Below are 13258 nucleotides of genomic sequence, written 5' to 3' on the forward strand. Positions count from 1 at the left end.
TCAGTTCAAGCCTGCGCGGCCGAGGCTTGCTGGGCCGCTTCGACCGCTTTCGCGATCACGTCACGCGATTTCTGGCAACCTTCCGCGGCGACCTTTTCCGCGGGCAGCTTCCAATAAGTCGGATTGAACAACTCCAACGAAAACGTGCCAACAAATCCGTTGCGAAGCAACATGGAAATGGTGCCGACCAAGTCACACACTCCATCGCCCGGGTACACGCGATCTTTGTCGGCGATCACATCGATGCCGGGCTGAGCGGGATAGTCATTGATGTGGAACAGCGGCATGCGTGAGGCTTCGATCATGCCCAGCGACGACATGTCATTGCCGCCTTTGTAAATGTGATAGAAATCCGGCAGCACCGCGGCGGACGGGTGAGCCGCCGCCGTCGAGACGTAAGCCAACTCTGCCAACCGATGCAGCACCGGCGAGAAACCCCAAAGCTCCAGCAACGGTGTCACTCCCATCGTGTCGCCAAGCTCCAAAATCGCCCGGTAACGTTCACCGATTGTCTCCAGCGACGGCGCACCACCATCACCAAGTTCTTCCTTTCGATGAACGCCGATCGGAGGCGCGGCCATTTGCTTGCCGCCGAGCGAAGCGACCAACTCCATGTCCCGCTTGGCCTCCTCCAAACCAGCTTGGCGTGCCGCCGGATCGTCAACGATCCAACGAGCAAAACCGATCGCGCCGACAACATTCAATCCTGAATCGTCGAGTTGTTTCTTCAAATCAGAAACGCTGCCGCCACCATCGACATAGCTTCGCAGATCGCGAATCCATGGTTCGATCCCATCAAACCCAGCTTTGGAAACGACCTCGATTTGCTGGGGCACGGTCAAGTTGTGTCCGCGAAGCGTGCTGGTGTTCATTGCCAGCGGTGGCGTCGGAATCGCGTCGACCGACGATTTCGCCGCCGTCAGCGTCGTGGGTGACTCGGACGCGAAAAGTTGCGAGGCGGGCAGTGCGGCGGCGACAGTTGAGGCCGCCAACAACGCTTGGCGACGAGGAAAGGTGTTCGACATCGAGGCAGCATCCTGAGGAATGAAAACCCACAGTGTATTTCAAATGAAGACCAAACGGTCGGTTGCTTTGCGTTCGCTCCCAGCGGAGCAGCGTGAGTCGCCCGGTCTTCCCCTCTTAGCGGAGCGGCGCGAGCCGCCCGGTTCCGCGTCACCGGAGAGCTCCCGCCCTTCCACTACAAAACCCCTAAGTCGCCCCGAGCAGATCGTAGCTCCACTGCCGCGTTGGACCACCAGCGGATTGATCCGGCACGAACCGTATTCCACCATCAGAGTCCGAATCACGAACCGATTGGGTTTGCCCCAACAACGATGTCGCGAGCATGTTTTCCGCCGCGTACTGGGTTCCTAAATTGGCAACGGGATGCTCCTTGGCATCCGAGGCGGACATTCTCACTGCCCAATCGAATCGAACGCGGGGAGATTCTGAATCGCTCTCCTCCGCATCCGCCTTTTCCAACACTTGCACGCTGACACTGAAGTGACTGCTGCCGGCACAGCCGACTCCCAGGATCGTCGGCACACCTTCGATGGTTTCGGTCGACAACTGCTGAAGTGCTGGCGAGGCGGGCCAATCCTGATCGGATGAACCTTCCACGCTGCGAGCTTCGGCAACCTCGCCCGTTTCGGACTGCCAGCGAACGATGTGGGCGTAGCGATCTTGTTGCCACTCAAACCGGATTTGCAAACTCCCATTTTCGGTTTGCAACTGGTGGGCGGGAGGCGTCGAGATGGAAGAAGACATGCGAGTGTGCTCGTGGTTGGATGGCGAATGAATCAGGCGACTTCGACCGGCGCGGTCGCGAAACGCTGCATCAATCGCAGTCCGTCTCCCTGGCTCTTCTCGGGGTGGAACTGGGTCGCCATCAAATTGCCACGACGCACGGCGGCACAAAACTCGCCACCGTAATCACATGTCAATGCGACCACCGATGGATCGGCCGGGCGAACGAAATAGGAGTGGACAAAGTAGAAATGCGTTCCGGATTGAATCCCGAGGTCGGCACCGGCGTCCTTCACATCGACCGCGTTCCAACCCATGTGTGGGACCTTGAACTCGGCGGGCAATTCGAATGCGACCACATCGCCGCCCAACACGCCGAGCCCTTCGTGGGTGCCGCCCTCGAAGCCTTGCTCGAACAGCATCTGCAGCCCCAGGCAGATTCCCAAAAAGGGTTTGCCCGAAGCGATGAAATCTTTGATCGGCTTCTCCAGATCGCGGCGACGAATCTCGCCAATCGCATCCCCAAACGCTCCCACACCCGGCAGGATCAATCGCTCGGCCGCTGCGATCTGGCTAGCATCACTGGTGATCTCCGCCTCCACGCCCGAACGTTCCACCGCCTTTTGGACACTGCGGAGGTTTCCCATTTGATAGTCAACGATGGTGATCATGGGTGCCAGTCTTAAAAAAAAGCGGTTTCGCGGGAATGTGGTGACGAGAGAACAAAGTCAAGAGAATCGTGTGCCATCGGTCGTTTTACAACATCAGCTTGCGAGTCCTAACCCGACGTGCGACGACAGGTTGATTTACTCAGTCTTTAGCCGACGGGCGTTAGCCCCGGTTTTTTGGTGATGGAACCAAGGGTACCTCCGCAACGGCTCAGTAAATCAACAGCCGGCGAGCGGATGACCGCCAAGAATCAGTTCGCCCTCATCGCCGCCAAAACGGTGGTGAAGGGAACAGATTCACAGACACCAAAGCCAAAATGCCGGTTCACACGAAAACGCATGAAAGCGGGCGTGTACAAGCCACACAGGAATTTGGCCTGATCGATCGGATCTGAAAAGAGGTCGGGATATTCCGCGATCGCATCGGTCATCGCTCTTTGGGCCGAATCTCCAATCGAATCAGGTGGATTCAACTGGGTATCCCACGGCCCCTCGCCGCGACAAGTCGAGCATTTCCCGCAGGGACGCGAACGGCGTGAACCGAAATGAGCCGCCATCGCGACTGGCAAACACTCCTTGCAGGCAATGAATTCCATCATCGAATCGATGCGTTGCTGGGTTGCCTCCATCGACGCGTCAAAACGTTTCAACAAGTGCTTCACCGTCGCTGCGGGCCGAGCGATTCGTTCCACCCAGCGGTACCCATGCATCAGTTCGGACGATTCTAACTCGATGACTCCAGACAACGACAACTCTTCGAGCGCCGCCACTAAGCGGTTTCGAGGCACACGATACTGACGCGTCGCCACCACCAAATTGACCCGGTACGCACGCTTGGCTTTGACCAACGAGGCAACAATCGCGGAAACCGCCTCCGGATCGATCGCGTCACTTCGCGAAACGATTTCCGAAATGTCGCACCTTGGTTTGACGCGATAAACGTCATACCGAGCCGGCAGCAACTCCAGGTGCCCACGCTGCCGCAACTGAATCATGAACGTGCCGACCACTCCAGAAGACAAGTTCACTTCCCAAGCCAGCTTGCCGAGCGACAGATAAAACGAATCCGGTTGGCCGATCAACCGATCCAACAAACGTTCCACGGACTCTTTCGTCGGCCAGTCACTGCACGGCAAATTGCGAATCGCGATTTGGTCTTCGGGAACCAACCATGTTTGACATTGGGTCGCTTTGCCATCCCGGCCGCCTCGTCCAATCTCTTGGCTGTACCCTTCCAACGACGACGAAGGGTTGTAGTGAATCACTCGGCGAACATTGGGTTTGTCCACGCCCATGCCAAAGGCCACCGTGCCGACCAAGATGCCGTTGTTGGATTCCAAAAACCACTGCTGAATGGAATCACGCTGTTCGCTGGTCAACCCTGCGTGGTAGGCCATCGCAGAAAGGCCCTCTTCGTTGAGCGACTCGGCCAGTTGTTCGGCGGTCCGGCGACGAGTGACATAGACAATCGTGACACCCTTGCTGCGTGACTTCGCTGCCTTCCGAAGCTGTTCCAGCAACCGCTCGTCCCGCTCACGGGAAGTCACCTGTGTGCATTGCAGATGCAAATTCGATCGATGCGTGGGGACCTTCACAACATCAGTTCGTTCCAACCCAAACGCCGATCGAATTTCGCGAACGACGCGTTGAGGTGCCGTCGCTGTCAGCGCCAACACTTGCGGGATGCTATGCTCCTCCACCACGTCCGGCAACCGAAGATAATCGGGCCGAAAGTGGTGCCCCCATTCGCTCATGCAGTGGGCTTCGTCGACCGCCAACATTGAAATCGGTGTCTCACCCAAGACCGCACGAAAACGCTCATTGAAAAAGCGTTCTGGGGAAACATACAGCAACTTGCAGTGGCCCGAACGAACCCGTTTCAAGTCCAAACGAAGTTCCTGCGGCGAGGCGGAATGGTCGAGCCTGGCGACCTCAATGCCCCGTCGTTTCAGCGAATCGCCTTGGTCCTTCATCAAAGCGACCAAGGGTGAAACAACCACTGTCAGGTGCGGCAAGCATTGGCTGACCAGTTGGTAGCACAAACTTTTGCCACTTCCCGTCGGCATCACCGCGACCACGTTGCGACCGTCAAACAGTCGCTCGATGACCTTCTTCTGCGGCGGCAGCAAACGATCAAAACCAAACGCATCACTCAACACCCGCTCAGCAATTGCCCAGCGGGTTGAAAGCATGCTTGGATCGATGGAAGCATTCTCGGCGTCCGTGCCCGTTTCTTCCATCGTGACCCGTTACTTCCTTCAGAACAGCGAGGGGGAATCGAATTCAGCCGCCAAAACTTCGTCTACCGCGTCTTCGCGACGCAAGAAGTCGTCAGCCGAAATCTCGACCAAAACCGGTTCGGCCCCAGCGTTTTCTTCCTCCAGACGATTGATCTCGTTGATCACCATCAACGCGTCCAATGAGGTCACTTCACCGTTGCCCGAAACATCCAGGTACCCCGGGAACGACTGCATGTTTCCGGGCTCCAAACGACCGGGTCCGTTTGCTTCGAGGTAGTTGATGATCCGCAGTGCATCCAAAGGGGCGACCGATTGGTTTCGATCGACATCGTAACGGTTGCGAGCGTTTTGGAATGGTGTTTGTCCCAACCCGACCGTGTAAGTGAACTGCACATCCGTGGCCAGTGGCCGAGGCCCAAACTCCAACGCACGAGCCGTCAGGTTGTAGACACCAGTGTCGAATGGTCCCGGTGTTGCAACTAGCGTTTGTGTTTCGATGTCGTACTTCATCCAGCTCGGCAAGGTACCCGATTGACCAAAGATGCGGATCGAGAAGTTTCCGCCTTCTGGATCACTGACCATGTTATCGGGCAATTGGAATTCCAGGTATTGCCCACTGACCAACGACCGGTCTTGGAAAGTTGCATCGGCCATCGCCATGTCAAACACGGGTGGTTCGTTGACGTTGTTGACTTGCACTGTGATGGTGCGATCCGTCGTTGCGGTTCCATCGTCCGCTCGAATCACCAATGTTTGTGCCGGTGCGTCAGGTGCATCGACATCAAAGACAGCGTTCGGACGAACCCGAAGCAATCTCGAATTGGGATCCAAGTCGAAGTTGGCAAACCCGGTGCCACCGACCAATTGGGTTGTCACCAAATCGCCGTCAGGATCAGCCACACCGATCCGCCCGACAATCACCCAATTGTCGCTCGAGGTGGGTGCACCGTTTGGATACGGCACCTCCGAAACAACAACACGTTCGGTGGTAATCGTGGGATTCTCATTTCGGTTCAGCACTTCTACCAACAACGTCGCCGTGAATGGTGCGACCGAGCTATCAACAGTATCTGTGATTCGGAAGCTCAATTGGTGGACCGATTGATCCTCAAAATCCAGTTCCACTCCAGACGCGATTCGGAGTGTTCCGGTTCCCGCATCAGTGCCGGTTCCGGCAACAAACTCGAACAATGAATTCGATGGACCGTCCAGCAGTTCAATGCTGTGATCCTGCGGTCGTTGTTCCGGATCCACCAGCGTCAAAAGTTGGTCCGCGGAGGGTACGCTGCCCTCGTTGAACTGGACCACCGACGGTTGCAGTTTCGGTTGTTCGTTCACACCCAAAACGGAAATCTGGACGTTCACCGTTTCGGCCAATGGCGGGCCACCATTGTCGCTGACGCGAACTCGCAATGTCATATTCGGGAATGTTTCGAAATCCAATTCCGCACCGGGCAACAACCGCACGGCACCTTCCTGGGTGACACGAACGAAGTTGGCCGCGACTCCGCCGACCACTTCGAATTGATGCATCTGTCCTTCATCGGGATCGTCGACTTCCAAGCGGAACAACTCTCCCGTTGCGTCTTCCGACACAGCGAACTGTGTTTGTGCGATCGTCGGCCGGTCATTCTCGTTGAGCACTAAGATTCGCTGTTCAACAATGCTTTCTGCAGGAATCGCAGCGTCATCACTAACTCGAACCAACAGGGTTCGCTGCGTGTTGTTCTCGAAATCCAAACTATCCGCATTCAGCAACGTTACCACGCCGGTGATCGGATCAACGCTGAAGTCATTCTGGGCTTCGCCGCCGACCAGTTCGAACGACAACTGTTGACGGAATGCGACGTCGGGATCAAACGCTTTGACGCGTCCAATCGCGGAACCCGCCGGCACATCTTCCGTGACCACCAGCGGTGTGTCCTGCACCACTGGAGCCTCGTTGATATCTCGCAGCGAAATCGTGATGCGGTTGGTGGTCTTTGCCCCCGCGGCATCCGTGATTCGCATCGTGATGATTCGGTTGGGCTCAGTTTCGAAATCCAAGTCCGAGTCGGCTGTCACGGTCAGATTTCCGGTGGACGAATTGACGACCAATCCTGCCGAGTTGCCACCAATGATCTCGTACAACAATGGCACACCACCGTCGGCTGGCTGATCAGCATCATCAGCTTGCTGAACGAGGATTTCGGTTCCGACCGGCAGATTCTCATCCACCAAAATGACTTGATCGGTCGTCTTCGGCAGCGTGTTCACCCGAAACACATCTTCGAAAACAAAGTTATCAAAGCGTGACACGGTGAAAGAATGCTCAGCCGTCCCCAACAACGCCGTCGCACCGGTTCCGGTTTGGACTTGCAAGTCATAGTCGCCTTCGAACAGCGACCGCAACTCATAGATACCGTCTTGGTCCGTCACCGTGGATGCTTCGCTTTGGACGTAAGTCAATCGATCGAAGGCACCAAACGTTGTCCCGCCGGTGATGGTGGTGTCCGAATACGCTTCAACGCGAACGATCTCATCCGAAGGGACCGACAACGTCACCGTTTCTCGGCGACCATTGACCAACACGCCGCTCACCGCGGTGGCGATCAGATCGCCATCAGCATTGAACGCATCCAAACGGCCGTAAGAAACCAACGACGTGAACGCACTGCCGAGAGCGTCAATCGAAACCGACTTCACGGGACGATAGAAATCAAACCGCAACCGGTTGAAGGTTGAAAATTGCTGGAAGCCGCCATCACTGAACACTCGGTTGCCGCTGATTCGGCCACTCAGATATTGGCGTTCGGCCAGGATCGGCGTATTCGAGAAGAAATTGCCACTCGTGCTGGTAACGGTCACGCCTGGGAATTCGTTTGTGAGCACATACGTCAGATCCTGAACGGTTGGGTCCAGCGGATCGAACGGTGGCACCACGTCATCAGGCTCAACGACAAATGTCAAATCGTCCAACCGATCGTTGTCATTGGTGTCCGCGAAAACGGTGATTCCCTGACCGGGCAATCGCAGATCCGCTGAAGCTCCATCGGCGATAGCACCCGCTGAAGGTGCCAGCAAAATCTGTCCGCGAGCGCCACCAACAAAGTTGCTTTCGCCGATGTGGTTGAGCAATCGATCCGCGAGTGCCGGTTGAGAGACGGATGACGACAGCAACTCGTACCTTCCGCCGTTCTCGAACTCAATGGCGGATCCGTTGGCCGCATCAACGGGTGTTCCAAACACCCAATCCTCTGCCGAGGATCCGATGGAATCGCCCAATCGACCGACGTAGCCAAAACCGTCGGCTTCCACGACCGTTCCGCCAGGCGGCAAGACATAACTCCGGGCCGTGGAACTGATGTTTTCAGCAAACAGAATCGGCGCATATGAGAAGTTGTCGCCAAAGACGTAGTCTTGAATCGAAACCGCATCCAACACATTCCAAGTCGACAGCAAACCACCTTCGTCCGCTCGCTGGTCGTCATCCGTGTCGATGTCATCTCCAAGTGCGGGCGGAACGTCCGATTGGATCAAGAAGTAGCCGCGGTTGTCAAAGTTGCGAAACAAGGAACCGTCGTTCGACTCATCTGAATAAATCCCATCGGGCAAACCCAGAAAACCAGACTGGTCACTTTCCAACACTCGCGACCCAAACGCTGCTTCGTATGAGTTGCCTTCTTGCAGCAGCACGAGGAAACCGTTGGCGCCAAACGTTTGTCCCGACAAGTCGATGATGGTCTCGACAGATCCCTCGTTGAAGTTGTCTTCGGAAATGGCAACGAAGTACGTTCCATCCTCCAACCGCTGGTTGGGCATCCCGCGCAATTCGATGTATTGATCGGTCAAGTCGTTGAACGTGGAAGTGAACCCTGCTTCGATCATCAATTCGTTGATCACCGGTTGATTCAAATCCACCGACAACACGGGTGGCAGAACGCGAATTTCCATCGTTCGCAACGGCAGATTGATCCAAGCCGCATCGGATAGATCACGATCCACGACGATCTCAAGATCGATGTTGGTGATCACGTTGACTGGATTGTCTGGATCTGGCGAAACCATCACACGGCGGACCTGATTCCAGTCATCGGGCGTGAACACGAGCTGATTGGTTTCCAGGATCACCCCAGGATTGCTTCCGGCTGGAGCGATCACGTCCAGGTCAAGGACCACATCGGAATCAGGTTGCCTGTTCAGCGTGACTTCCACCACATCAGCGCCAATGGCACCGCCAACGACGGTCAATCCTTCTTGTCCCAACGCCCCAACCCCTGATTCAGGGTTACTGGGACGAACTCGGAAGCCGATCACATCAGGCGAGATTCCAAACTGCAATCCGGCCACGGTTTGAAACTCAGTCACTTCGACGTACTGAGAATTATTGCCCGTCGTTGGCCGAGTCAGCGCGACCGGTTTAATCGGTTGATTCACACGGAAGGAATCAGAAACCAAACCGGTGTCGACATCCACCAAAATGGTCGACACCAACCCGGTGTCATCCGCATCAAACAACGTGACGTAGGTCGCATCAGCTGGCAAAGCCGCCGTCAGATCCGACCCCGCCAAACTCATCGTGAATGTGTCGACACTTCGCGACGTGTAAGACAGCGTCCGCCCATTACCGAACATGTCAAATGCAAAGAACTCATTGTCCGTGTCATCAAAACCGATGAGGCGTCGATTGACAGGATCGAACGTGATGTCAGCGACCGATGCCAAGCCTGAACGGCCGCCGCCGATCAACGTCGCCTTTGCCGTGTTCACATCCAAACTGGCCAGACGTCGCAACGTGTTGTCGCCACCACCTCGCACCAAGGTGTAAACACTGTCGGTCACCGCGTCGTAAGCCAAGCCGCCGACGATATCGACGTTGGTATTTCCCAGACGAGTGATCTCACCGTTGCTGGGGTCGATCCGGAACACCTCGTTGGCGCGGGTATCAACCGCCAACAAATCGCCATCGTTGATTCGAGTGATACCATCGAGCCGGCTGGTGATGGGTTGGCCGAGCAACTCCACCAATCGTTGGTTGTCGACCTCATGCGTTCCGAACTGAAACGCTTGCGACGCACGGACGTTCACTCCTGATTCCTGCGTCACGGTTTCCAACAAACCAAACGTCTTTTGAGGTGCGGTCTGCACCAATCCTTGTTCTGGCAAAACGCGAACGTGGTAGTCGCCGGCGGGCAATTGCGAGAACGAGAAGAACCCGGCGGAGTCGGTCAAAACAGACTCTTCGCCTTCGTCCATTCTTCCATTGACGTTCTCATCCAAGTACACGCGAATGTCGGCGGCACCGTTCTCGGTGCCCTGGCGAGTACTGTCTTGATTGAGATCTAGAAACACTTCGCCACTGATCGCCGCCAACAAATGACGGCTCTCAAGTGTCTCCATCCGGCTGTGCCGCCGCCGTGCAAGTTTTCGTCGCTCTGATCGAACGCGAGCGTTTTTCGATCCTGTGCGGGACTGAGACGGTCGAGCTTTCCAAGGTGTACGTTTCATGATGAGACCAGCCATTCGCGTGCGATGAATCCCCTAATCAAGGGACCAGATAATTGCCCTCAGAATAAATGTCAGCCCCCCGCCAAACAACACAGAACGCCCCTTTAACCCAAAAGACCGGAACAATCATTACCATTCGCCGCTCGGATTGAGCGAAATCCCTCAGATTCACGTTCGGATTGGTTGGTTTCTGGCAGTTATGCGTCACCCCGCTGGCAAACAAAAGCTGGTCCCGCGACTTGGACGATGCGTAGAATCGCCCCGCATTTCCGATCGTCCCTTCGATCGTTTTGTGTCCGGGGCACCCCCGTTCCTCATCGTTCAACTCCCGCGTCCGGACGTTCGCCAACGTGATCAATCTCCAACGTGACGAATGCAGTCGTATGCCAATTTCCGGCAAACACTTCCCAATCGCGGATGGAACTTCGATGAGTCTTTCCTGCAGAACAACCATCCAAACAGCGACACTAGCGCTGCTGGCATTGTTGTCTGGAGTTCACCATAGCCCGCTGGTATCAGCCCAAGACAACGGGCCACGCAAAAGCATGCGGGTAGCCACGGACCGTGACATCGTCAGCGGTGGCTCTCGCTTGGAAGGCCCACGGTCCGGCACGATGATGCCGACGCCAGACCAAGTCGACGTGACGCGAGATCGCTTGTTCGACGACCTGGCCGAAGAGTTTGAACACTTCGACCGGTTGGGCAATCTGGTCCGCCGGGTCAGCCACTTGGTCAAACCCAGCGTGATTCATATCGAAGCTCACAAAACGCAAGGCAGTGGTGCGACGGCCGAATCGTTTGATGAAGCCGGCAGTGGTGTCGTTCTCGATGTCGCGGGTGAATCTTGGGTTTTGACCAACCGTCATGTCATCAAGGGTGCCGCATCCAATCAAATCGTGATGCGTACCAGCGACGGTCGACGTTGGGTGCCGGAAAAGATTTTGATGGACCCCAACACTGACGTTGCCGTCATGAAACTGTCGCCGTCCATCGCGGGAATCGAATCGGCCGAGCGAGACTCGATCCGTCGTGGAACCAGTTCGTTTGCCAAGATGCCACCAGCCGCTCGGTTGGCCAACAGCGACGAGGTCCAGATCGGCGATTTCGTCATCGCGATCGGCAGCCCGTTCGGTCTGAGTCACTCGGTCACGTTTGGCATCTTGAGTGCAAAGGGTCGCCGTGACTTGTCGCTGGGTGAAGAACGAATTGACCTGCAGGATTTCTTCCAAACCGACGCCGCAATCAATCCCGGTAACAGCGGTGGCCCGTTGTTGAACCTTCGCGGCGAAGTGATCGCTCTGAACACCGCGATTGCCAGCAGCAGCGGTGGCAGCGAAGGCATTGGATTCGCAATTCCGATTAACATGGCCGCTCGCGTCGCGGAGGAACTGATCGTTCATGGTCGCCTGCGTCGCGGGTACCTCGGCGTGACGCTGGACCCCAATTTTGCCGCTGCGGATCTGTCTCCAGCATCGGGCATTTACGCTTCGATGAAAATCACGCCCGACTTCGATTCGCGATTTGGTTCGCAAGAAGAAATCAAATTGGGTGGAGCTCGCGTGAAGGACATTCGTCCTGGTTCGCCAGCCGAACTGGCCCATCTGCAACGAGGCGACATCATCCTGCAATTCGATTCCATCAACGTCGAAGACGACGATCACCTGGTCGCACTGGCTGGCATGGCCCAGCCCGATCAACGACCGATCTCGATGGTGATCCTTCGGGATGGTAAACGCTATCGCACGGAAGTCACGTTGACGTTCCAACCCTGATCGTCAGGCTCACGTCAACTTGATCTTAGGGCTCACCGCGGTCTAGTTGGTGGCCACCGACTTGGCCGACTTCCATAACTGGTAACGCCGCCAGATTTCATCGAACAGCACGCTTGCCAGTAATGCTCCGCCGATGATGACCATCTCCCATTGCTGCTCGATGCCCAACACCACGATGGCTTTGTACAGGCATCGCATCACCGCGGCACCCGCAATCACACCAAAGACCGCCCCCCGGCCGCCACGAAGTGAGCACCCGCCCAGGACCGCTGCCGCGATTGCGTAGAGCTCATAGAAGTTGCCACTCGATCCGGGTTGCACGGAGTTCCATTCCAACAGGAAAAGAATTCCCGCCAGTGCAGCCAGTAGACCGCTGACGATATACGCCATCACGATCAGCCGTTCGGTACGAATGCCGCTGAAACGAGCCGCTTCTTCGTTCTCACCGACGGCCAACAAATGCCGTCCGGCCACGCTGTGTTCCAAGAAGACCCAGGCTGCAAACGCCACGATGATCAACAACACACCGGTGAAGGGGAACGCAATCCAAGTCCATTCGGACCACGACTCCGACGCACCGGATAGCTTCGCGACCAATGGCAGCGGAAATTCAAAAACATTGCCCGTCACCGTCGCTTTGAAATCGGCCAACGCGCTGCCCAACCCAACTTGATCATCACCGGTCCAAACTCGAGCCAAACCGCGGTAGACCAACAATCCGCAAAGCGTCACCACAAACGGTTGCAGGTGGGCACGAGTGACAAGCAAGCCATGCAACGCACCGATGAACGCACCGGCCAACAACACCAAACCGCACGCGAGCAACGGATTGGTATAGCGGATGCGTTCCAGAGAGACTTCCGTGCCCGTTTGCAACGAGCGTGCCGGGTTGCCGGTCGTCAGCCAAACATTGTCGTCTTCTTCGACTTGGCCGGTGAGATAGGCCTTCGATTCATTGAACGCGCCCGCGTAAACCATCCGGTCACCCGCTCGAACTGGATCAATCCCGGTATCAATGCGAATTCGCGTGTCACCTTCGTCCGGGCGTTCGATCGCGGCGATCCTTCCAATTGCATCGTATCTTTCGTAGCGCACATCGATGACTTGAACCATCATCACACCGCACAACGCAATCAACGAACCGATCGACAAATCAATTCCGCCGGTGATGATCACCATGGCGACGCCAATCGAAATCAATCCGTACAAACTGGTGTCGCGGATCAGCGTCTTCAAATTAGCCGCGGCGACAAAGTTGCCTTCCAACCAAGTCGCGATCACCACAATCGCGATCAACAACGCGAAGATGCCAAAATTCTTGCCACGCATTCTATTCAACCTTGGG

7 protein-coding genes are annotated in these 13258 nt (G+C 56.1%); 1 reads left to right on the plus strand and 6 read right to left on the minus strand.

What is annotated here, in order from left to right; genetic code table 11:
* Positions 1–5: 5 nt before the first annotated feature.
* The 5 genes from RB_RS19170 to RB_RS19190 all read right to left on the minus strand — a co-directional run bounded on the left by RB_RS19170 (position 6) and on the right by RB_RS19190 (position 10141).
* Positions 6–1025 carry a sugar phosphate isomerase/epimerase family protein gene (locus RB_RS19170; RefSeq protein ID WP_011122269.1) on the minus strand — a complete coding sequence of 340 codons (1020 nt, stop codon included), beginning with the start codon at positions 1023–1025 and terminating at the stop codon, positions 6–8.
* Between the two features lie 184 nt (positions 1026–1209).
* Positions 1210–1767 (minus strand): hypothetical protein, encoded by a 558-nt coding sequence (locus tag RB_RS19175; RefSeq protein ID WP_011122270.1) that lies wholly within the window; start codon positions 1765–1767, stop codon positions 1210–1212.
* 32 nt (positions 1768–1799) lie between these two features.
* Positions 1800–2417 carry an imidazole glycerol phosphate synthase subunit HisH gene (gene hisH / locus RB_RS19180; protein WP_007333911.1) on the minus strand — a complete coding sequence of 206 codons (618 nt, stop codon included), beginning with the start codon at positions 2415–2417 and terminating at the stop codon, positions 1800–1802.
* A gap of 248 nt (positions 2418–2665) precedes the next feature.
* Complete coding sequence (locus tag RB_RS19185; protein ID WP_011122271.1) at positions 2666–4654, minus strand: RecQ family ATP-dependent DNA helicase; 1989 nt, start codon at positions 4652–4654, stop codon at positions 2666–2668.
* Between the two features lie 18 nt (positions 4655–4672).
* Positions 4673–10141 (minus strand): cadherin domain-containing protein, encoded by a 5469-nt coding sequence (locus tag RB_RS19190; RefSeq protein ID WP_231845795.1) that lies wholly within the window; start codon positions 10139–10141, stop codon positions 4673–4675.
* A gap of 614 nt (positions 10142–10755) precedes the next feature.
* On the opposite strand from RB_RS19190, the gene RB_RS19195 reads away from it, so the two are divergent.
* Complete coding sequence (locus RB_RS19195; protein WP_164922945.1) at positions 10756–11913, plus strand: S1C family serine protease; 1158 nt, start codon at positions 10756–10758, stop codon at positions 11911–11913.
* A 42-nt stretch (positions 11914–11955) separates the two neighbouring features.
* On the opposite strand, the gene RB_RS19200 is transcribed toward RB_RS19195, so the two are convergent.
* A complete protein-coding gene (locus RB_RS19200) occupies positions 11956–13242 on the minus strand; it encodes an ABC transporter permease (protein WP_164922231.1) in 1287 nt (428 codons plus the stop codon).
* Positions 13243–13258 lie beyond the last annotated feature (16 nt).

The organism is Rhodopirellula baltica SH 1 (genome assembly GCF_000196115.1).
Classification (GTDB): Bacteria; Planctomycetota; Planctomycetia; order Pirellulales; family Pirellulaceae; genus Rhodopirellula; species Rhodopirellula baltica.

What these genes read in the sequence shown, in the direction of transcription:
- RB_RS19170 (WP_011122269.1), bottom strand. Translation starts at nt 1,025, where the DNA reads ATGTCGAACACCTTTCCTCGTCGCCAAGCGTTGTTGGCGGCCTCAACT.
- RB_RS19175 (WP_011122270.1), bottom strand. Translation starts at nt 1,767, where the DNA reads ATGTCTTCTTCCATCTCGACGCCTCCCGCCCACCAGTTGCAAACCGAA.
- hisH (WP_007333911.1), bottom strand. Translation starts at nt 2,417, where the DNA reads ATGATCACCATCGTTGACTATCAAATGGGAAACCTCCGCAGTGTCCAA.
- RB_RS19185 (WP_011122271.1), bottom strand. Translation starts at nt 4,654, where the DNA reads ATGGAAGAAACGGGCACGGACGCCGAGAATGCTTCCATCGATCCAAGC.
- RB_RS19190 (WP_231845795.1), bottom strand. Translation starts at nt 10,141, where the DNA reads ATGAAACGTACACCTTGGAAAGCTCGACCGTCTCAGTCCCGCACAGGA.
- RB_RS19195 (WP_164922945.1), top strand. Translation starts at nt 10,756, where the DNA reads ATGATGCCGACGCCAGACCAAGTCGACGTGACGCGAGATCGCTTGTTC.
- RB_RS19200 (WP_164922231.1), bottom strand. Translation starts at nt 13,242, where the DNA reads ATGCGTGGCAAGAATTTTGGCATCTTCGCGTTGTTGATCGCGATTGTG.